The following is a 22,057-nucleotide window of genomic DNA, read 5'->3' as shown; positions in this document are numbered from 1 at the left end:
GGTTAACTATGTGTATTGGAGTCCCGGGGCAGGTTCTGTCCGTTGGTGAAGATATTCACCAGCTTGCGCAGGTTGAAGTGTGCGGCATCAAGCGTGATGTGAATATTGCCCTGATCTGCGAAGACAGCCCTGCAACGCTGGTGGGGCAGTGGGTGCTGGTGCATGTGGGATTTGCCATGAGCATCATTGATGAAGAGGAAGCCAAAGCCACATTAGACGCGCTACGCCGAATGGAGTATGACGTTACCAGCGCCTGATAATCCCTGAAGGCAATCTATCAAGCGGCCTTGCAATCGTTGTATACTAATATATATATCGATTGTGAGGACATCTCCCATGTTTAAATCCTTACGCCAGCTCTCCCTGCTGGCGTTGCTTTTTTCCCTGCCGTTTATGGCTCAGGCCGAGCGTACGTTTACCGATCAGATTGGTCGCCAGGTTACCGTCCCGGATACGGTGGATCGCGTGGTGGTACTCCAGCATCAGACGCTGAATTTGCTGGTGCAGATGAACGCCACCGACAAAATTGTTGGCGTGATGGCGAACTGGAAACAACAGCTTGGCGACGGTTATGCCCGCCTGGCGCCGGAGCTGACAACGAAAGCCGCGTTGGGTGATTTAACCCACGTTGATGCGGAAAAACTGGTCGCGCTGCATCCGCAGGTGGTGTTTGTCACTAACTATGCGCCGCAGGAAATGATCGACAAAATCAGCAGCCTGGGCATTTCGGTGGTGGCGATTTCTCTGCGCCATGATGCGGCGGGCGAACAGGCTAAAATGAACCCGACAATGACGGATGAAGAGCAGGCTTACGATCAAGGGCTGCGTGAAGGGATCACGCTGATTGGCGATATCGTCAATAAACCTGACGAAGCAAAAGCGCTGATTGCCGCAACGGATAAGGGGCGCAAGATGGTGAGCGATCGCCTGAAAGACATCCCGGAAGATCAACGCGTTCGCGCCTATATGGCGAACCCGGAACTGACCACCTACGGCTCCGGTAAATATACTGGCCTGATGATGGCGCACGCGGGGGCGTTGAACGTGGCGGCATCGACCATCAAAGGCTTTAAGCAGGTCGCAATGGAGCAGGTTATCGCCTGGAATCCGCAGGTGATTTTTGTTCAGGATCGCTATCCGAAAGTGGTGGATGAGATCCTGCAAAGCCCGCAGTGGCAGGTGATTGATGCGGTGAAAAATCATCGCGTCTATCTGATGCCGGACTACGCGAAGGCCTGGGGCTATCCGATGCCGGAAGCGATGGGCATTGGCGAGCTGTGGATGGCGAAAAAACTCTATCCGCAGAAATTCCAGGATATTGATATGCGCAAGGTCGCGAATGACTGGTATCAGCGTTTTTATCGCACTGACTATCAGGGCGTTGACTGATGAAAATCCTTGCCGCAGGCAGTCTGCGTGCCGTCTGGCAACCGCTAATGGCCTGTTTTCAGGCAGAGACGATCCGCTGTGATTTCGGCCCGGCGGGATTGCTGCGTGAACGGATTGAAGCCGGTGAGCCGTGCGACTTTTTCGCCTCGGCTAATGTGGCGCATCCGCAGGCGCTGCTGGCGAGCGGGCGGGCGCTGTCGGTTTCGTCCTTTGCGCTGAATCGCCTCTGCCTGACCGTGCGTGCTGACGTTATGCGGGAGGGCGACGACTGGCGGTCGTTGCTGATGCGCGAGGATCTGCGAATTGGCACATCAACGCCGGGCTGCGATCCTTCCGGTGATTACACGCAACAGCTTTTTTCGCGAATGGGAGCCGTCGGCGAGGCGATCCGCTCGCGTGCTGTGGCGCTGGTCGGCGGCCGGGATTCTTTGCTGCTTCCCGCCGGAGCGCTGGCGGCGCAATGGTTAATCGACCACGATCACACGGATGTTTTTATTGGTTATGCCAGCTATGCCCCCAGACTGCGGCAAATCAGTACCCTGCGCGTGGTTGATATTCCTGAACCGTATAATCCGATCGCTGAGTACGCGTTTGCCTGTCTGACGGCGCGCGGAAAACCGCTTGCCGAATTTCTGCTTTCCACTCCGGCAGGACTGATTCTCGTGCAACATGGGTTTAATTAAACGCCGACTATCACAAACCCGTGGGCCTGATAAGCGAAGCGCCATCAGGCAATATAACGCCTGATGGCGACATTAAAATCTCATCCGGCGTCACGGTTTAGCTCTGACGCTTATCTTCGGTTTGTGTGTCGAAGTCGCTGGCGTCGTGACGCTCATGAAGCTGCTCGTTGAGCGGCCCGTTGGTGCGGTTCACAATGCGCCCGCGTTTGACCGCCGGACGTTCCGCAATCTCTTTCGCCCAGCGCTGTACGTGCTTATAGCTTCCCGCATCCAGAAATTCTGCGGCGTCATACACGTTGCCGAGCACGACATTGCCAAACCACGGCCAGACAGCCATATCGGCAATGGTGTACTCATCGCCCGCCACATACGGATGACGCGCCAGCTGCTTATCCAGCACGTCCAGCAGACGCTTGGCTTCCATCGTAAAACGGTTGATCGCGTACTCTATTTTCACCGGCGCGTAGTTGTAGAAGTGACCAAAGCCGCCGCCGAGGAACGGCGCCGCCCCCTGGAGCCAGAATAACCAGTTCAGGGTTTCGGTACGTTTAGCGAGATCCTGCGGCAGGAAATAACCAAATTTTTCCGCCAGGTAGAGCAGGATTGCGCCGGACTCAAAGACACGCAGCGGCGGGTTTTGCGAGTGGTCGCGCAGCGCCGGGATTTTTGAGTTTGGGTTCACATCGACAAAACCGCTGGAGAACTGATCGCCGTCGCCAATGCGAATCAGCCAGGCGTCATACTCTGCGCCCGTCACGCCCTGCGCCAGCAACTCCTCCAGCATGATGGTCACTTTCTGGCCGTTTGGCGTTCCCAGGGAGTAGAGCTGTAGCGGATGCTTGCCGACGGGCAACGTCTTGTCGTGAGTCGGGCCAGAAACGGGACGGTTGATATTGGCGAATGCGCCGCCGCCTGCGGATTTATCCCACGTCCATACTTTCGCGGGTTGATAAGTATTCTCTGACATGTTGACCTGCCTTCTGGGTTGGTGTGTTGAAGCAGTGTAGCAGTCGGAGGCCATGCGGTTTAACAGATTGGGACATTAAGCGCCGGTTTTTTCGCTGGAAGGGGAACACAATATAACTCGTTAATTGTAGCCCGCCTGTACTCCATCAAGAGGAAATCAATATCAGACGGAAATTGTTACCGTACTCGCCATTAAAAATTGGCAGTGAATAAGCAGTAACAATGAAAAATGGTGTTCCAGGAGTAAGCGGTTATCAGGGCCCGGCGGGCGGCTGGGGAGCCGTGAAGGCGGTCTCTGCGTCGGTGTTTTCCCAAAAGGCCGTCACGCGCGATATTATCGCGATGTTCAAAATGAATCAGGTCAAAGGCTTTGACTGCCCTGGCTGCGCATGGCCTGACCCTGGCCATCGGGCGCCGATGGAACTTTGTGAGAATGGCGTCAAAGCGGTCTCCTGGGAAACCACCAGCAAGAAAGCCTCACCGGCGTTTTTCCGTCGTCATCCGGTGTCCACCTTATGGCAGTACAGTGATTACGAGCTGGAAAATATTGGCCGCCTGACGCACCCGATGAAATATGATGCCGTAACCGATACCTGGCAAGCCGTGGAATGGGACATCGCGTTTCAGGAAATAGGCGAACGCCTGCGCAGCTACGATTCCCCGGAACAGGTAGAGTTTTATACCTCCGGTAGAACCTCGAATGAAGCGGCGTTCCTGTATCAGCTGTTTGCCCGCGAATACGGCAGCAACAACTTCCCGGACTGTTCCAATATGTGCCACGGCCCGACCAGCGCAGGGCTGACGCGCGCTATTGGTCTGGGGAAAGGCACCGTTGAACTGGCGGATTTTGACCACTGCGATCTGGTGATTTGCATCGGGCATAATCCGGGAACCAACCATCCTCGTATGCTGACCACGCTGCGCGATGTGGCAAAGCGCGGCGCCAAAATTATCGCCATCAATCCGCTGGCGGAGAGAGGCCTTGAACGCTTTAGCTTCCCGCAAAGCCCTAAAGAGATGCTCACCGGCCAGGCGACCGAACTCAGCAGCAGCTACTACCAGGTGAAAATGGGCGGCGATGCGTCGCTGCTCAAAGGCATGATGAAGGCGCTGATTGAAATGGATGAGGCGCGGGTGCTGCTAAACCAGCAGCCTTGCCTCGATCATGAGTTTATTGCTGCGCATACCGCCGGTTATCAGGCGCTGTATGATGACCTGCGCCAGTGCAACTGGGCGGAACTGGAGGCAGATTCAGGTCTGACGCGCAGCCAGATGGAAGATTTAGCGCACAGCTACAATAAATCGCGCGCCACCATCATTTGCTACGGCCTGGGGATCACCCAGCATAAAAACGGCACCGGGAATGTGCAGCAGCTGGTTAACCTGCTGTTGCTGAAAGGCAATATCGGAAAGCCGGGCGCGGGTATCTGCCCGTTGCGTGGGCATTCCAATGTGCAGGGCGACCGTTCGGTTGGGATTAACGAAGCGGCGTCGGACGCCTTCCTGCAACGCCTTGAAGCGCGTTTTGCCATTACCGTTCCTCGTCAACATGGCCGCGCCAGCGTGGAGAGCATTCGGGCGATAGAGCGGGGCGAGGCTAAGGCGTTAATCTGCATGGGCGGCAATCTGGCCGTGGCGATGCCGCAGCCGCAGCGGACGTTTGCGGCGATGCAAAAGCTGGATATGCAGGTGCATGTGGCAACCAAACTGAACCGCTCGCACCTGCTGCTGGCGAAGCATAACTATCTGCTGCCCGCGTTGGGCAGAACGGAGCGCGACCTTCAGGCGACGGGGATTCAGTCCGTCACCGTCGAGGATTCGATGTCGATGGTGCACGCCTCCTGCGGCTCTCTGAAACCGGCTTCGCCGTGGCTGAAATCGGAACCTGCAATTGTGGCGGGAATGGCACGCGCCACGCTTACGCGCTCGCCGGTGAACTGGGAAGAGATGGTGGGAAACTATGCTCTGATCCGCGACGCCATTGAAGCCGTTATTCCGGCGTTTCATGACTACAATGCCCGCATTGCCGCGCCGGGCGGATTTCGCATGGACACGCCTGCCTCGCGCCGTGAGTGGCATACCGGGAATGGCAAAGCCAACTTTGTCGTTAGCCAGCAGCGCGCCGTTGAGCGTCAGCAGCAACCCGCTGATGCGCTGGTGCTGGCAACGCTGCGCAGCCACGATCAGTACAACACCACCATTTATGGTCTGAATGACCGTTATCGCGGCATTACCGGCCGCCGTGACGTCGTGTTTTTAAATGCGGCGGAAGCCAGGGCGCGCGGGCTGGCGCAGGGCGATGTGGTGACCATTCAGGCGCTGGACGATCATGGCCGCCCTTGTGAGGATCGCGCGATGCGCGGGCTGACGGTCGTGATCTACAACATGGCGGCAGGATCGATTGGCGCCTATCTGCCGGAAGCGAATGTGCTGTTGTCTCTGGATGCGGTCGATAGCGAAAGCCTGACGCCAGCCTATAAGAGCGTGCCGGTGGTTATCAATAAAGCATCGTTCCCGCTATGAATTTTTTGTCTCTGTGCGCCGTCTGGCCGGGTAGAGGTGTATGATGAATCGACCTCTGTCCGGTTAGTGTTATTGAGCAGGTAAGCAGAGCGAAAAATTCACGCCATACTGCTCAGGCTGTATTGTTTTGAGGTAAGGTGCATGAGCAAAGGAACGACCCGTCAGGATGCCCCATTCGGGACATTATTGGGCTACGCCCCCGGTGGCGTAGCAATCTACTCTTCAGATTACAGCTCCCTCGACCCACGGGAATACAGCGATGATGCCGCGTTTCGCAGCTATATCGGCAACGAGTATATGGGCCATAAATGGCAGTGCGTTGAGTTCGCCCGCCGCTTTCTCTTTCTCAATTATGGGGTTGTGTTCACGGATGTCGGCATGGCGTGGGAGATCTTCTCGCTGCGTTTCCTGCGCGAAGTGGTGAACGACAACATCCTGCCGTTACAGGCGTTCCCCAATGGTTCGCCCCGCGCGCCGGTCGCTGGCGCGCTGCTTATCTGGCAAAACGGCGGCGAGTTTAAAGATACCGGCCATGTGGCGATCATTACCCAGTTGCTGGATAACAAGATCCGTATCGCCGAACAGAATGTGATCCACACGCCGCTGCCCCCAGGGCAACAGTGGACCCGCGAGCTGGATATGGTGGTGGAAAACGGCTGCTATACCCTGCGCGATACCTTTGACGACACCACGATCCTCGGCTGGATGATTCAGACCGAGGACACGCAGTACAGCCTGCCTCAACCAGACATCTCCAATGATTCACTGAAGATTCGCGGCGCGCGGCTGGAAGAGAAAGGGCAGTTTGACGGCAAATGGCTGGATGAGCGGGACCCGCTGCAAAAAGCCTATGTGCTGGCGAACGGACATGTGATTAATCAGGACCCGCATCAGTATTTCACCATTACGGAAAGCGCCGAGCAGGAGCTGATTAAAGCCACCAACGAGCTGCATCTGATGTACCTGCATGCCACCGACAAGGTGCTGAAAGACGATAACCTGCTGGCGCTGTTCGACATTCCGAAAATCCTCTGGCCGCGTTTGCGCCTCTCCTGGCAGCGTCGTCGCCACCATATGATCACCGGTCGTATGGATTTCTGTATGGATGAACGCGGCCTGAAGGTGTACGAGTACAACGCCGATTCCGCATCATGCCATACCGAAGCGGGGCTGATCCTCGAACGCTGGGCCGAAAAGGGCTACACCGGGAAGGGGCATAATCCGGCGGAAGGGTTGATCAACGAACTGGCGGGCGCATGGAAACACAGCCTCGCGCGTCCTTTCGTCCACATCATGCAGGATAAGGACATTGAGGAGAACTATCACGCCCAGTTTATGCAGCAGGCGCTGCGCCAGGCCGGGTTTGAAAGCAAAATTCTCCGGGGACTGGATGCGCTGCGTTGGGACGATGCCGGTCAGCTGATTGACGGCGATGGCCGCCTGGTGAACTGCGTCTGGAAAACCTGGGCGTGGGAAACCGCAATTGAACAGGTGCGTGAAGTCAGCGAGACGGAATACGCCGCCGTGCCGATTCGTACCGGCCATCCTGAAAATGAAGTGCGGTTGATTGATGTGCTATTGCGACCGGAAGTGCTGGTGTTTGAACCGCTGTGGACGGTGATCCCCGGCAATAAGGCTATTTTGCCTATCCTGTGGTCGCTCTTCCCGCATCACCGCTATTTGCTGGATACCGATTTCACGGTTAATGACGAACTGGCGCGCACCGGTTATGCGGTGAAACCGATCGCCGGGCGCTGCGGCAGCAATATCGATCTGGTGAGCCATCAGGAAGAGTTACTCGATAAAACCAGTGGGAAATTTGCCGCGCAGAAAAACATTTACCAGCAGTTGTGGTGCCTGCCAAACGTGGCCGGGAAGTATATTCAGGTCTGCACTTTCACCGTTGGCGGCAACTATGGCGGTACGTGTCTGCGTGGCGATGATTCGCTGGTTATCAAAAAAGAGAGCGATATCGAGCCGTTAATTGTGGAAAAAGGGGAATAGCCTCTTCTGAAAAAGAGCCCGGGGCGTGATGCGCCAGCGTCCGCCCTGGCCATTCAATGACAGGGGATTCGTAACAGACGTTCTGTCGGGAGTATCAGGCAATCATCCGGCAGGATTAGGCTCACTCTGCCATTCATCAAACCGCTACAGTTTCAGGTGGAAAACAAACAACTGGAGCTGCTATGAAAACCATCGGTTATGCTGCATTAAACGCGACTACGCCACTGGCCCCTTTTACGTTTGAACGACGCGCATTGCGTGCCAATGATGTGGCGATTGAGATCCTGTGGTCAGGCGTCTGCCACAGCGATCTGCATCAAACCCGCGACGACTGGAAAGAGTGGGGCGCGACGATTTACCCCTGTATTCCCGGACACGAAATTATTGGCCGGGTGATTGATGTCGGCAGTAAAGTGACGCGTTATCAGGTCGGGCAACAGGTGGCGGTCGGAACCCTTGTCGATAGCTGTCAGGAGTGCGATCAGTGCCGCAGGCACGAAGAGCAAATGTGCCGTGAGTTTCCGACGGTGACCTATAACGGGCGTGACCGCATCTCAGGAGACGTCACTTACGGCGGTTACTCGAAACATATCGTGGTTCGCGAGGAGTTTGTCCTGAATCTGCCGGAAGGCCTTGATCCGGCCAGAGCGGCGCCGTTGCTCTGCGCGGGCATCACCGTTTACTCGCCGCTGCGGACCTGGAACGTTGGCCCCGGCTCGCGCGTAGGGGTGATTGGCATCGGTGGCCTGGGGCACCTTGCGGTTCGTCTGGCGGCCGCTTTGGGCGCAGAGGTGACGGTTATCACCCGCAGTGAGTCAAAAGCGAAAGAGGCGCATGAGCTGGGCGCCGAACACGTTCTGCTCTCGACCTCCGCAGAGGCGATGAATAACGCGGCGTCCTCTTTTGATGTGATTATTGACACCATCCCGACGCGCCATGATGTTTCGCCCTACGTTCAGCTACTTGATGTGGAAGGGGCGCTGGTTATTGTCGGTAATCTGGGGAATATGGAAGGGTTCAGCACCTTGCCGCTGATTCTGGGGCGTCGTCGCATCACGGGTTCACCGTCTGGCGGAATTGCACAAACGCAGGAGATGCTGGATTTCTGTGCCCGTAAAGGTGTGTACCCGGAGTGTGAGATCATCGATATCCAGCAGATTAATCAGGCTTTTGAGCGTATGGAGCGGGGTGATGTGAAATACCGCTTTGTGATTGATATGGCTTCACTGTCGAACTGACGGTAAGCAACGCATATCGGATCGACTGTTTTGCGGTCCGATATGCGTGTATCAGCGCGGTATCCCGGTCAACGTTCCCGCTTCCCGGACGCGTTCTGCGCCTTTCAGCGACTGCACTTTATCGCCGATTGGCGTGATGCCGAACAGGCGTTTGTACTCCCTGTGAAACTGACTGACGCTTTCATAACCCACTCTGATGGCCGCTGTCGAGGCATCCACATTATCTGACAACAACAGGCGTCTGGCTTCATGGAGCCGTAATTGCTTCTGGTACTGCAACGGACTCATGTTGGTCATGCGACGAAAGTGGTGATGCAGCGTCGAAACGCCCATTCCTGCAATCCCGGCCAGATCCTCCACTTTTAACGGTTGGGAATAGTGCGTGCGTAACCAGTTGATTGCGGAAGATATCCTCTGGCTGCTCGATCCCGTCAGTACGGTTTCCCGCAGCGTCATACCTGCCGGGCTGGTTAAAATGCGATACAGAATTTCCCGCTGAATCAGGTTGCCGATATACCCTTTATCCTGCGGGTGTTCTGCGAGCGTGATGTAGCGCAGTATGGCGTCAAACAAAAAGCGGTCGGCATGGCTGAGCGAGAGTCCTTCGCCTGCGAATCCCACGTCATTGCCGTGCTGTTCCATATCAACCAATACTTCGCGCGCAACAGATAAATCCAGTTCCAGCAACAGCGATATAAAAGGACGCTCGGCGCTGGCCTGCATCACTTCGGCGACGGTTGGCAGATTGACCGCCGTCAGAAGAAAACGGGATTCGTTGTACACATAGGCCGTATCGCCTAACGTGACGCGCTTTTCTCCCCGGAGGATCAGCGACACGCTGGGCTGGTAAATATAAGAAAGCGGCGGCATTGGGCCGTGGAGTTCAGCAACGCTCAGACCGGGGAACGGGCAGACGACCCGTTCCTGATGTTCGGTATATGTTCTGACTTTTGCGGTTATTTCGTGGCGCAGCGATGCGGTGTCCTGCCGCAGGCGATCATCCTGTGAGTTCGGGCGGTGATCCAGCATGGTCAGACTCCTCAACATAGGTTCGTATGTTTTAAACTGGAATGCAGCCGCCCGCGACTCCTTTTTTTGCTAATTGACTTGCCAGCCCATCCGTCGTGGTTGGTATATCAGCTATTCACAAAGGCCAGCAGGTCGGCGTTAACCCGATCTGCATGCGTGGTGGGGATGCCGTGCGGGGCTCCCTTGTACGTATTCAGCGTACCGTTTTTGAGCAGCCCGGCTGAAAGTACGCCGGAATCATGGTAGGGAACGACCTGATCGTCATCGCCGTGGATAACCAGAACCGGGATAGTGATACGCTTGAGATCTTCCGTGAAATCCGTCTGCGAGAACGCGACGATACCGTCGTAGTGCGCTTTGGCTCCCCCCATCATTCCCTGACGCCACCAGTTCCAGATGACCGCCTCAGACGGACTGGAACCCGGACGGTTGTAGCCATAGAAAGGACCCGCAGGGATATCGTAATAGAACTGCGCTCGACTGGCGGCCAGCTGTGCCTGGAAGTCGTCAAACACCGACCGGGGCGTACCCTGCGGATTGCTGTCGGTTTTTACCATCAATGGCGGAACTGCGCTGATCAGCACGGCCCTGGAGACGTTATCTTCGCCGTGACGCACGATATAGCGCACGACCTCGCCACCGCCGGTTGAATGCCCGACGTGCATTGCGCCCTGGACGCCTAAATGCTTAACGACTGCGGCAACGTCATCGGCATAATGATCCATGTCATGACCGTCCCACACCTGGCTGGAACGTCCATGACCACGCCTGTCGTGCGCGACGACCCTGAACCCCTTGTCCACGAAAAACAGCATCTGAGCATCCCAGTCGTCGCTGGAGAGCGGCCAGCCGTGGTGGAAGAAGATCACTTTTCCCTCTTTCGGCCCCCAGTCCTTATAGAAAATGTCAACGCCATCGCTGGTTGTTACGTAACCCATATCGTTTCTCCGGTTCAGTAAGTTGTTAAAAGGAGAGACTTGTCTTGCACGTAGCGCCAGGACGTTGGCTCCCGGAAAAAGGAGAAACGTCAGGGCCTGCGCGCGCGTCCGGCAACGATCTTCTGTTGACCGTTTAGAGAGTATAAGTTTAAAGTTAACTTTAAGGTCAAGAGAGGTCTGTAAACGGTATGAAGATTGGTGAACTGGCAAAAGTAACGGGGCTTACGCCCTCCCGTATTCGGTTTTACGAAGCAGAAAGGCTGATCAGTCCTCCTCAGCGTCAGAGCAACGGGTATCGTAATTATTCGGCGGAGGTGGCGAATCTGCTGAAGATTATTGATAACGCTCAGCGTGCCGGTTTTTCACTTGAGCAGATCCGCTGCTTTTTACCGCAGGAGCAGAAAAAGTGGGATCATGAGGGGCTGATACAATCCCTGGAGAAGCGTATCGCGGAGATCGAACTCATGCAGAAGCAACTTGAAGAGAGCAAGAGCGAGTTGCTGAGTCTGATCGCCAGTATTGCAAACCGGCCTGACGGGATTTCCTGTGAGGACAACATGCAGCGGCTGATAGGGCAATTGCGTAATCCGGCGACCGCCACGGAAAACCGGTAAAATAAATGACGAGGGGACGTGGTTCAGCTTCGGTCTTGCCGCCCCCTCACTGTCTTATTGGTATGTCATGGTAAATGACAAAACGCCATTTGCTGCACCGGTCGTGATGGTGTCTCCGGTCTGGTAATAACGCGCTTTCAGCGGCACCGTGAATCCGCCGCCGGAGGATGAAGTGCCAACGGCGACATCAGAACCCAGCGCCATCGGCTGATTGTTATAAAGTAATTGGATTCCCACGCCCGTGGCGGCATTATTTCCGCCAATGGTTTTCAGCACGCCTTTGCTCGCATCAAAAATATCGCCTTCCATCTTAACGCTGACCTTTGTTCCGGCATTACAAACCATCGGCAGATCGAAAGACTGCGTGTGCGCGTCTCCCGGCGTGGTGCCTTTGCCATTAAAGGCTTGTTTATCCACGTCCTGCATATTCACGGGGATAAACGTCGTTTGTAGATTACAGGCTGGCGTGGTAACCGTGAACGCGTTGATATTGACGGAAGATTCGGGTGAATGCCACAGCAGCGCGTTATTTAACATAACCAGCGATCCCACGGTTCTTGCCGTTATGGTTCCAGACCCGGTTTCGGCTGCCGTCTTATAAAACGTCACGATAACCACGCCATCCAAATTGCTGTTTACCATCCCCGCCATATTTTCACAGAGCTTAGCGGTATTTATGTCTCCCCGTATGGTATTGCTTCCCGTAACGGTCACGATGCCTGCGGCACATTTTGTCGTTGCGGCGGACAGGGAATACCCCACGCCGCTAATGTTCGTTTTATATATCTGACGCCCGTTGAGTGACGAATCGAATGTGCCAATGGCTCTGATACCAAAAATCTGCCTGGATATAACGCCCTCAGCGGAGTCCCAACAGTTAAAGGCATTAATTGTCGGTGTAATAACCTGTGTTCCTATTATCGAGCCTACAGGGAGATCCCGCGAGATAGTTATATTCTGCGGCGAGATCGTTGTTGTTGACGTAACCGTAGTGCAGTTCCACGCCAGGGCGGTGTGTGAAAATAATCCTAGCGAGGTAAAAATTAAGCTGATTAAAATTCGATACATTTTTCTTTCTCTCCAGATCAGTGGCATTGCGCGATGACTGTTTGCGGTTTGTCAGCGATCTGCGTTATCTGATACGTTGCCTGACAACTTCCCTCGGCCCAGTTAACGATCACGGTTCCGTTTTCCGGTACGCCGTTGAGCCAGACGCGTTTGCGATCGTCAACCATTCCTTCTGGAATGTTGTCGTGATTTTTAATACGGGTCGTCGCGCCAAACGGAATCTCTTTCCCGGTGAACTGAAGCATGACCTTATAACCGGTGACGGTAGGATAATCAGCCAGCGCCAGCGCGCCTTTGGTCGGTACAACGGTGTAGGTGTCATTCAGCACATCGGTATGCGGGTTCAGCGATGCGGTATCCAATGACAGACTGTTCTGCCGATACGGCGTGACATACGGCAACACGGCAAAACCTCTGCTGTCGGTGTAAATCCCGCTGTTATTCGCCACTTTTACATCCGCCGCGTTGTCCGCTTTCACCAGTGCCATAGTTTCGCCAAGAGGCTGCGTGGCCGAGACGCCGTAAGGGTGAACCACAATGCCGCCCATCGCCCCAACCGACATCTGGCGGTTATCGCGAGAGTAGTTGTAACCAAGCTGATACTCGCCATGACGGCCTTTGTAATTGACGGAAGCGCTTCCCATCGCATCCGAGCCTTTGCTGTTGTAGCCCTGCTGCACATTCCAGCTCAGGTTTTTATCTTCCAGCGCTGAACCGGATAACCCCACCTGCGAAGTCGTATCGCCTTTTTTGTTGCTGTTCCCGGATACCGTCATCCAGCTGTCTGGCAGGAAACGTGAGAGCGGAATCTGCATCGTCAGAGAGACGATATGATCGTTTTCATTGTGCCAGGGGCCGCGTGAATAGCTGTAGTTCAGGCCGTAGTTGATATTGTTTATGCTGGTGTTGTAACCCACGTTAACGCTGCGCTCGGTGTCGCCGCCCCAGTAATCCTGTTGCCAGGCGGAGAGGTTTATATTTCCCCAGTCGCCAAGTCGCTGGTTCAGCGTCACCTGCGCCTTGCTGCGTTTGTTCCGTTCATAGCGCCAGCTGTTGCCTTCACGTATTGTGTCGCTCCCCATTCGAAAGGTATTCACGTCCCCGTTCGCTTCCTGGAAATCACGAAAACCTGATGAGGAATAGCGATAGCCCATCAAACTGAATGAGGTGCCTGTCGAAGCAAAGTCTTTGGCGTATTGCGCGCGTAGCGACACGCCTTCTTCTGTCTTACCGGGCAGTTGCGTACGGGCGAAAGTGGCGTCAAAAGAGAGCGATCCGAATTCACCGAACCCTTTTCCGATCCCCAGTGCTCCGGCCCAGTAATCTGCGGATGCCAGCGTGCCGCCATATATCGTGCTATCCTAGGGTAAACCGTAGCTCAGCGTGCCCTGTAGAAATTCCGGCTCTTTATCTTTGCTGTTTGCCGCGCGATATTTCCCTGCTGCCAGCGCATATTTGAACTGACCTTCGCGTTGCATCACCGGCACCGCGGAAAATGGCTGAATAAACTGATGCACCGATCCATCCGCCTCACGTACCGCCACTTCCAGATCGCCGCTGGCGGTGGTCGGGTACAGATCGTCAATCGCGAACGGGCCTGGCGGCACATAAGATTGCCAGATAACGTTGCCACCCTGACGAATGGTGACCTGCGCGTTGGTCTGTGCAATACCGCGTACCACGGGAGCAAAACCACGGACGCTTTCCGGCATCATGCTGTCATCTGAATAAAGCTGCGCGCCGCGAAAATTCACGCTGTCGAACACACCGGCCTGCGTATAACCATCGCCTATGCTGAACTGACTTTTCAGAGCCTTAATGTCACGCTCCAGCGATGTGCCAAGGGTGTTCCAGTGACCAGCGCCATCGTTGTTGTTATAAGTGGCGTAATGACGCAATCGCCAGGGCCCAACGTTAATACCGCTACGCAGGTTCAAATAGCTGTCGTTACTCGACTTGCCGCTGCCATGCGTGTTAGCGCCTGAGAAGTTGTAGTTCAGGAACAGCATATTCAGTCCATCATCCCACCGCTCAGGCGATACCGACCCCCGGGGATCGCGCTGTAGATACTCCTGCGGTACGGAGAGATCCAGGCGCATCCCGTCAAACTGGAAAATAAGCTGGCTGCCGGGAAGCAGTTTGCTGAGGTGTTCAACGTTCGCGGTATCTGCCATGTGCATCCATTCAGGTTGTGCATTGCGCTTAACGCCCCATTGCACCAGATCTGCACGAGTCAACACCGGTATTAACCCACTCTTACTGTCAATAAATGAAATATCCTGTGATGCCAGATAATTTCCATTTACATAGACATCAACGTGATAGACGCCAGGCACCTGCCCGTCAGCTTCATTAAAACGAGAAATATCAATATCACGCGGGATATTTCCACGGGTTTCAATAAAATCTGGAGAGAAATAATCGCCAGCCAGTACAGCAGGAGTATGCGTACACAGATAAATAAGTGTGGATAACCGAGTTAATTTAGCAAAACCCGAAACTGCATTGACATGAAACATGGCTTTGTAACCTACATTTTAAATTTATGTTCAGCCGTAATGCCTCCGAAGTCATTAATCGCACGCCACGATACTTCACCACCCGTTACCGCCGACTGAGGTAGCGATACCGTTTGAAATGGTAAAACCATTGGAGGTTTTGCTAGTTGTTTCCCATTCACCTTGATGTCGTATAGCGACACGCTATACGGCGAGGGGTTATGCACACTTAACTTTCCACCCACGCTTGAAAACGTTAGCTGCTGATACGCAAGCGAAGGGTCGCCTTTTAATCCTGCCGGACGATAAAACAGCTTCATTTTACTTTTGACCGCAATCAATAATTCATTTTTAGCATCCGGTGATGACGAAGGGATTGCTTTAATATTCAACCAGTAAACACTTTCTCTGTCCGTAGGGAGTGTGTCGCCTGATAACATAACGCGTACTGAATTCTGCGCCTGCGAATTTAATTTGAACAAAGGCGGTGTGGTGATGAATGCATTGTCACTGTCGTCGCCATTTTCACTTTTGCTTACCCATGACTGAATTAAATACGGCTTGTTATCTGGATTGTTAACGCTGATTGCCGCCTGATTGCCACTGCCGTTATAAATAAGCCGGGTGCCGCCTATTTCCACACCGCTTATTGCCGTTGCGGAGATAAACAAAAGACCAGCGGCAATCTTTTTATAGACTTTCTGAAACATGAAGAGATCCTGAGTGAATTACTCAGGGCCGCGAAGGGCCCTGCTTTTACTGGTAAATAACGGTAAACGCGGTTGAAGAGTTTGCCGTACCCGCGCCAACAGCGCCGGTTGCCATATATTTGGCAAAGTAAGTCAGTGTGTTATCAACATCTTCTTCCAGCGCTACGCTGGAGGATGCGGAACCCACAGGGATCAGCGTTGAGTTGTCCTGCTCATAAATCGCGACACCAACATTCGATGCTGTCTGCCCATTGCTCAGTGCTAAAATAGAAGGGTTAATCGTGTCGGTGATGCCATCAAAACGAATACTGGCGTTGGAAATGCTGGCCGGGCAGGATTTCAGCACAATATTAAAACGCTTCGCCGCCGCCGTTGCTCCGCTACCGCCTGAGAATGCGGTTGTCGCGACAGTCCCCAGGTTGACAGGCTGCGCAATCGCAGAGGTATCCACAACACAGGCCGTACCGGTGATGCTGCCAGTAAAACTAATTACGCCGTCAGCAGCATTTGCTGCCTGAAATACAGAGAGCGATAAAATCGCGGAAATCAGTGCAATCTTTTTCATATAAGATCCAGTTAGTTAAGTTAATATTTAAGAAATAATATACTGATGCTTTAAATGTTAATTAATAATGTGCTAATTCCCTCCAGTGAAATACTTATCTGACGAATGATATTGTCTGATTAACGAAATACTGTGTTCGCAGGTGTCCTGCTTATAACTTTCTACTCGTGCGATAGTTCGGTACAAAGATATACGATTGCCGACCTGAAGTTTAAAAACCAAACTGCGCCGGTGGGCATAAAATGTCTTAACCGTCATACCTAATTGTTTACCAATCTCATTCGCATCAAGCCCTTTTTGCATACATGAGAGCACTTCGCTTTCTCGCATTGAAAGCGTGTACTTCACCCGATAAATATATCGGGAATCATTGACAAACAGGCAGGACAGAATTTCATTAAGTCGGCTTCGCTTATCAACAAACGTAATACTCCGTAGATGTTTTAATGCATAGTAGTCAAGATCATTGCTTATAAACGCAATAATCTTCCTGTCTGCAAAAAAATGCTCTTTAACCTGCAGGAGGTTTGTTGTCTCAACATCTACTATGTAGTAATTTTCATCAATCAACTCCGATGTTAACAGCGTACTGATACCGACGATAAAAAAATAATCATCAGAAAAAACGGAGTTTGACAAATCCATAAAACTTCCCTTTTTGGCATGCCCTCTTTGGTTATTTAACGCCAGAAATTCACCTCATGTTTCTTTGTGAAATTTACAGAAAATAAAATCAGATGACACCACAAAAATAATGGATTTCGAATATAATCAGAAAAACGATCGTTTCTTCTATTTGTTCCCTTTCAAAAGAACAACGATCCAGTGATTGCTGTCTTTATTGAAATAAAAAACTATTTATGTGCCATAAAGATGAAATTTAACACTATCACTATTGATAGGTGTGGTTTAATGGTTTGATGTCATTTGATAGTTGAAACTTGAAATGACGGTAAAAATGGATTTTTCTTAGGAAATATCCCAGGTTTAATTAACGAAATATATTCCGTCAGAACAAGGCTAATTTTACCTGGTTAACAACGGGACAACATCAGCGGCACCTTATTTTTCTGTCAGGCGCCGCCTACGCGTGTAGGAAGGTTATGGAATGAATGTTGCGATAGCCTGATCTAATTCATCAAGTAAGGCGTCGATGCGATCAAGGTCTGTGGCAAGGTCTGCGGCGGAAATGGCGTCAGGTAGTTTATCTTCCAGCGACTGCGCTACCTTCATCAATGCCTTAACGCCCAGCAGTTGGGCAGTCCCGTTAATGCGATGAATATGGCGCTTCACGGTCAGATAATCTTCAGTATGCGCCGCTTGTCGGGCGGCGACTAAATCACGGCGGTTCTCCTGCTGTGCATCTTTTAACGCTGTAAGCATGAGCGCCCGGTTGCCTTGTGCCAGCATACCCAGCATTTCGATATCAAACATTGTATTGGCTGTCTCACACATTCCTGAAAGGAAGTGCGAGATTTGCGATAACGTAATCGGCTTGAAAATACAGGCATTCATGCCTGCCGCAAGACAGCGTTCGCGTTCATGTTCTTGCGCTGAGGCGGTCAACCCCCAGATGGTGAGGTCGCGATTAAATTTCCGTACCTGACGGGTAAGTTCAATGCCGTCCATTGCGGGCATATTGAGGTCGGTAATAAGCAAATCATAATGTTGTTGCTGAAGGTGTTGTAAGGCCCCTTCGCCGTTTTCGGCTTCATCCGCAACAATACCTGACGTTGCAAGCTGGCGTTTCAGGAGCAGTCGACTGGAGGGATGATCGTCAACGATTAATACCCGCAGCGTCCCCTGAATAACGGGAGGGGGCGGGGGCGCGTCAATAGATACCGGCGTGATATCACGCGAGGTTTGCACGGGCAGGTTCAGCGTCAGGGTGGTTCCACGGTTTATTTCGCTTTGCAGCGCGATGGTTCCCCCCATTTGCGTCATCAATGCCCGGCTGATCGCTAACCCCAGGCCCGAACCGCGATGATGCTTACCCGCTTTCCCCTGACTAAAGGCGGTGAATAAACGGTTCTGTTCTTCAGTGCTAATACCCGGACCGGAGTCACTTACCGAGAGCGCCAGCATCGCGTTGGACTTTGTCGCCGAAATCCTGACATACCCTTGCTGCGTAAATTTAACCGCGTTGCCAATGAGGTTGGTGAGTACCTGCCCCAGCAACTGGGGGTCCAGATGCATCGCCTCTTGCGGGTCCAGCTGCGAGTCATAACGCAGGTCGATCCCTTTTTGGGCCGCCAGTGCGCTAAACAGCGTCATTTTTTCTTTTATCAGAGCATCAACATTTACCCACTGCGGAACGGTGTCTAAGAGTCCTGATTCAATCTTTTCCAGATCGAGGATCTCGCCAATCAGTTTTAACAATGATCGCGAGGCCTGGGCGGCCTGATCCACCGATGCTTTATCCTCAGGGCTGAAGCGAGCGGGGGAGAGCTGCAAGAGTTCCAGAAATCCCATAATTGCACTGACCGGCGTTCGGATCTCGTGGCTCATATGGGAAAGAAACTCCCGCTTCTCTTCATTGGCTTGCTGTGCCTTGTTTCGTTCCGCTTCCAGTAAGCGTTGAGAACGCTTCCTTTGGCGGACTTTCCGCGACAGGTAAACGGCCCACAGCAAGCTGCTCACCACCAGCAACGTCGCCAGTATCGCCACCAGATAGAACGGTCTGTTATACAACTCCCAGGTATCAATTTTGACGTCCGGCAGGCGTATCCATTTACTGACGATCTGGAAAATCTCTTTTTGCGGAATATCATCCAGGGCTTTGTCCAGGATCTGCCGAAGTTCCGGTTCGGAACGGGGAACGGCAAAACTGATTGCCGCCGGCGCTTCACCGGCAATCGGGAGCCAGGCGAGCTGATCGGGATAATAATGCTCGCTCATATAACGGGCCGTCAGCTGATTTGAAATGGCCGCGTCCACCTTTCCCGTCGCCACGAGATTCAAGGCTACGCTGGAGTTTTCCACCTCTTTCCATTGGATGCCGGGGTGTTGGGCTTTAAGCTTTGCCAGTAACGCGTGGTCGGCGCCGATCGCCACACTCATCCCCGCCCGTAGCGTGGTCTCCTGCGTATTCTCTTTTCTGACAACGGTGACGAATTGGGTGGTAATAAAGGGATGGGTAAAGGAGAGCGCGTTTTCACGGCTCAAGTCGTAGGTTGCGGCCTGCACAATATGCCAGTTGTTTTTCTTCATTTCAGAAACCATTTCTTCATTCGATTTGACGACAATGGTTTCAAACTGCATACCGGTTTGCAGACCGATCAGATTCAGGATATCCCCCACCACGCCCCGCGTTTCCTGGTTACTGTCGACCATAGTGTAAGGCGCAAACCACGGGTTAATGATGACACGCAGTGTGTTATGACTTTTCAGCCACTGTTTCTCTCGGTTGGTCAGGTTAAGCGGCTCTAACAGAAAGGACAGATTGCCTTTATCGATCATTGACTGGGCTATTTGCCCATGTACATTTTCATCGATGGCGCTGAGCGTGTTATTCACAATTGTCAGCAGACGTTCCTGCGTTGGCAAAAATAAAAAGGCGCTTTTTTTCTGTGGTTCAGGCCAGTATTTCACCGTCGTCAACGCGAGGCTAAATTCCTGCGATAGCCAGGTGCTGGTTGTCAGTGAGTCGCCAACAAACCAGGCGTTTTGCCCATGCGCGACGGAGCTGAGCGCTTCCTGATAGGTGGGGTAATTGATGATCTCTGCGTTAGGAAATGACTGCTGAATAAACCCCTCATCAGGATAGTGATTCACAGTAGCGACCCGGGTGCTTTGCGCACTCTGCAAGGGAACCATGACATTGGCTAACGACGTCACTAAATTTGGCCAGGAATGTACCAGCGGCAGCGAGGACAGAATGCCTTCTTCGGTGAAAGGGCGACTCTCCAGACCGGTCAATACCATATCGACTTCGCCCGCTTTCAGCGCATGAATTGCCGATTCCTGATTTTTCCAGGCCGTCACGCTGATGTGGGTGTTGAGTGAATGCTGAATCAGCGCAAGATAATCGGCATTCATCCCACGGTAACGTCCTGTAAGCGTGGTCTGCACGAGGGGCGATTGCTCTGGTTGATAAACCGCAACCTTAAGCGTTTTTTTCTGCTTCAGCCAGCGCTTGTCATCCTCACTCAGATAAACAGGAACCGGCGTAATGTAATTGTAGCCCGACAACTCCAGCTCAACGGGTAGCTCATCCTGGGCATGAACGCCACGTCCGGTAATCGATAAAACAATGAGCACGAATATGAGCCATTTATTCATCATCAGGTCAGCTTATTTTGGTGGGCAAATGAGAGCAGTTCAATTAATGATTTGCAGCCTAACTTTTCCATTAACCGCGTTTTATAGGTGCTGACCGTTTTGCTGCTGATATGCATTGCATCGCCAATTTGTGAATTATCAAGACCATTAAGCATATAGCCCATCACCTTCATCTCCTGTGCCGAGAGGGATTCCAGGCGTTGTGCATCGGTTAACGCAACTGAGGGGGCCTCAAGGAAAAAAGGAAAATAGCTATAACCATTTTGCGCTGCATTAATGGCGGCCAGAATGTTTTCCATATCCTGTTTTTTACTGATGAAAGCGTTAGCGCCCACCTGAGCGCAACGTTTGCTGTAGTAACGATCGTTTTTCGCGGACACGACGATCAGCACGCCGGTGAATTGTCGTGCTCTGAGCTTTTCTACCAGTTCGACGCCATTCACTCCGGGGATCTCGACATCCACGACAACAATATCCGCAGCCGTTTTTGTTAACGCTTCCAGCGCAGTCGTCCCGTCTTCATATTCGTTGATTACAGTAATGCGCTGTTTCTCCAGCACTCCACGGATAGCCAGACGCGCGAGGGGATGATCATCCACGATAATTGCAGTGCGTAACTTACTCATATTCATCCTGAAAGTTGTCATTCTGAATACAATATATACTAACGATAATAGCCTAAACGAGACGGGAGATGGATTTATATCGCGATGACTCAGGTGGTCATTGGCTACCAGACATACTGCCGTAATCGACGGGTCGGTAGCGGACCTGGGGCTCTGCCGGGCGTTGGTGCAGCCACATCTGCAATGGATGTGCTGTCAAAAGATGAGTAGATGAATTTGATCATACTGTTCGAGCCTTCCTGAGCTAGCTACAGCTAACCGGTTTTATCACTTTCTACAGTTTTTTATAAAAAATATAACACTATATATGATGTGATTTTTGGGTGTACCTACTGATGCTTTCGCTGATTTTAACTATAAAAAGTGATTTTTACCTGTAATGTCAGATGAAAGTACTATTTAGCTATGGTGGGCTATTCTGGTCGAACCAGCACCCTAAAATAGCAGTTAAGGGCTTTTCGTGAGAAATAAAATCCTGGTCATGACAGGAAAATGGGGTAAATGATCGATGTATTGCTGCAATATAAATATTTCAAACTGTTAAATCTTGTTTCAGCAGGCAAATCTAGTGAGAAGTGATTCTCATTTAAGTATACAGACCAAAATACCGTTTTATTTAATGTCGATGGAAAGAAAGTAAAAACAAAGGGAATGGATCTGATTTGAACGATGTTCTCCGCCCCAAACCGATTGCCACTATTGAGGTAACCACTAAGGGTAGTTGCGGCTAATTTTTATTAGTGGGCATTCAGAGCGATGGCTGTATCTCATTATTAATATTGCAATAAACACCTTTTATGTTGAGAACTCTTAGGGAAGGTGCGAACAAGTTCCTGATATGAGAACATCATATTCATCCGGAGCGCATCCCAGAGGGACATCATGAGCCATCAACTCACCTTCGCCGATAGTGAATTCAGCACTA

Annotated in this window: 17 protein-coding genes and 1 pseudogene; 7 read left to right on the top strand and 11 right to left on the bottom strand. The window is 52.3% G+C overall.

What is annotated here, in order from left to right; translation table 11 throughout:
* Window positions 1-8 precede the first annotated feature (8 nt).
* The 3 genes from hybG to OGV50_RS09050 all read left to right on the top strand — a co-directional run bounded on the left by hybG (window position 9) and on the right by OGV50_RS09050 (window position 2,072).
* On the top strand, window positions 9-257 hold the full coding sequence (hybG, locus tag OGV50_RS09060) for a hydrogenase maturation factor HybG (RefSeq protein WP_012135123.1): 249 nt from the start codon (window positions 9-11) through the stop codon (window positions 255-257).
* 79 nt (window positions 258-336) lie between these two features.
* Window positions 337-1,389 carry an ABC transporter substrate-binding protein gene (locus OGV50_RS09055; RefSeq protein ID WP_104868186.1) on the top strand — a complete coding sequence of 351 codons (1,053 nt, stop codon included), beginning with the start codon at window positions 337-339 and terminating at the stop codon, window positions 1,387-1,389.
* Entirely contained in the window at window positions 1,389-2,072 is a 684-nt protein-coding gene (locus OGV50_RS09050) for a molybdate ABC transporter substrate-binding protein (protein ID WP_200073968.1), read from the top strand. The genes OGV50_RS09055 and OGV50_RS09050 overlap by 1 nt, the downstream gene beginning before the upstream one ends.
* Before the next feature lie 97 nt (window positions 2,073-2,169).
* Here OGV50_RS09050 and yghU read toward each other — a convergent pair whose 3' ends face one another.
* Window positions 2,170-3,039 carry a glutathione-dependent disulfide-bond oxidoreductase gene (gene yghU / locus OGV50_RS09045; RefSeq protein ID WP_049011849.1) on the bottom strand — a complete coding sequence of 290 codons (870 nt, stop codon included), beginning with the start codon at window positions 3,037-3,039 and terminating at the stop codon, window positions 2,170-2,172.
* Between the two features lie 221 nt (window positions 3,040-3,260).
* On the opposite strand from yghU, the gene OGV50_RS09040 reads away from it, so the two are divergent.
* The 3 genes from OGV50_RS09040 to OGV50_RS09030 all read left to right on the top strand — a co-directional run bounded on the left by OGV50_RS09040 (window position 3,261) and on the right by OGV50_RS09030 (window position 8,803).
* Window positions 3,261-5,561: an FdhF/YdeP family oxidoreductase gene (locus OGV50_RS09040; protein WP_200092867.1), complete on the top strand. Its 2,301-nt coding sequence runs from the start codon at window positions 3,261-3,263 to the stop codon at window positions 5,559-5,561.
* A gap of 141 nt (window positions 5,562-5,702) precedes the next feature.
* Complete coding sequence (gss, locus tag OGV50_RS09035) at window positions 5,703-7,565, top strand: bifunctional glutathionylspermidine amidase/synthase (RefSeq protein ID WP_115625912.1); 1,863 nt, start codon at window positions 5,703-5,705, stop codon at window positions 7,563-7,565.
* Window positions 7,566-7,747: 182 nt separating this feature from the next.
* A complete protein-coding gene (locus OGV50_RS09030; protein WP_012135116.1) occupies window positions 7,748-8,803 on the top strand; it encodes an NAD(P)-dependent alcohol dehydrogenase in 1,056 nt (351 codons plus the stop codon).
* 51 nt (window positions 8,804-8,854) lie between these two features.
* Here the strand turns inward: OGV50_RS09030 and OGV50_RS09025 are convergent, their stop codons facing one another.
* Both OGV50_RS09025 and OGV50_RS09020 read right to left on the bottom strand, forming a co-directional pair.
* A complete protein-coding gene (locus tag OGV50_RS09025; RefSeq protein ID WP_286488501.1) occupies window positions 8,855-9,832 on the bottom strand; it encodes an AraC family transcriptional regulator in 978 nt (325 codons plus the stop codon).
* A gap of 107 nt (window positions 9,833-9,939) precedes the next feature.
* On the bottom strand, window positions 9,940-10,770 hold the full coding sequence (locus tag OGV50_RS09020) for an alpha/beta fold hydrolase (RefSeq protein ID WP_012135114.1): 831 nt from the start codon (window positions 10,768-10,770) through the stop codon (window positions 9,940-9,942).
* Between the two features lie 188 nt (window positions 10,771-10,958).
* Between OGV50_RS09020 and OGV50_RS09015 the strand changes: the two genes are divergently transcribed.
* Window positions 10,959-11,384: a MerR family transcriptional regulator gene (locus OGV50_RS09015; protein WP_112001555.1), complete on the top strand. Its 426-nt coding sequence runs from the start codon at window positions 10,959-10,961 to the stop codon at window positions 11,382-11,384.
* A gap of 54 nt (window positions 11,385-11,438) precedes the next feature.
* Here the strand turns inward: OGV50_RS09015 and OGV50_RS09010 are convergent, their stop codons facing one another.
* The 8 genes and pseudogenes from OGV50_RS09010 to evgA form a co-directional block, all read right to left on the bottom strand.
* Complete coding sequence (locus tag OGV50_RS09010; protein ID WP_012135112.1) at window positions 11,439-12,479, bottom strand: fimbrial protein; 1,041 nt, start codon at window positions 12,477-12,479, stop codon at window positions 11,439-11,441.
* Window positions 12,470-12,697 (bottom strand): FimD/PapC C-terminal domain-containing protein, encoded by a 228-nt coding sequence (locus OGV50_RS09005; RefSeq protein ID WP_286488532.1) that lies wholly within the window; start codon window positions 12,695-12,697, stop codon window positions 12,470-12,472. Before OGV50_RS09005 ends, OGV50_RS09010 begins: the two co-directional genes overlap by 10 nt.
* Window positions 12,698-12,739: 42 nt before the next feature.
* Window positions 12,740-14,971: pseudogene (locus tag OGV50_RS09000) on the bottom strand (fimbria/pilus outer membrane usher protein); the annotation flags it as partial.
* Between the two features lie 11 nt (window positions 14,972-14,982).
* Window positions 14,983-15,660, bottom strand: a complete 678-nt coding sequence (locus OGV50_RS08995; protein WP_115614417.1) for a fimbrial biogenesis chaperone — start codon at window positions 15,658-15,660, stop codon at window positions 14,983-14,985.
* A 46-nt stretch (window positions 15,661-15,706) separates the two neighbouring features.
* Window positions 15,707-16,225 (bottom strand): fimbrial protein, encoded by a 519-nt coding sequence (locus tag OGV50_RS08990; protein ID WP_012135109.1) that lies wholly within the window; start codon window positions 16,223-16,225, stop codon window positions 15,707-15,709.
* Window positions 16,226-16,297: 72 nt separating this feature from the next.
* Complete coding sequence (locus OGV50_RS08985) at window positions 16,298-16,870, bottom strand: helix-turn-helix transcriptional regulator (protein WP_286488500.1); 573 nt, start codon at window positions 16,868-16,870, stop codon at window positions 16,298-16,300.
* Window positions 16,871-17,326: 456 nt separating this feature from the next.
* Window positions 17,327-20,485 carry a response regulator gene (locus OGV50_RS08980; protein ID WP_286488499.1) on the bottom strand — a complete coding sequence of 1,053 codons (3,159 nt, stop codon included), beginning with the start codon at window positions 20,483-20,485 and terminating at the stop codon, window positions 17,327-17,329.
* A 23-nt stretch (window positions 20,486-20,508) separates the two neighbouring features.
* On the bottom strand, window positions 20,509-21,132 hold the full coding sequence (gene evgA / locus OGV50_RS08975; RefSeq protein ID WP_369701093.1) for an acid-sensing system DNA-binding response regulator EvgA: 624 nt from the start codon (window positions 21,130-21,132) through the stop codon (window positions 20,509-20,511).
* Window positions 21,133-22,057 lie beyond the last annotated feature (925 nt).

Source organism: Citrobacter sp. CK180, from assembly GCF_030333655.1.
GTDB classification, from domain to species: domain Bacteria; phylum Pseudomonadota; class Gammaproteobacteria; order Enterobacterales; family Enterobacteriaceae; genus Citrobacter_B; species Citrobacter_B koseri.
The sequence above is the reverse complement of the archived record's forward strand: the minus strand, read 5'-3'. Positions and strand labels throughout refer to the sequence as shown.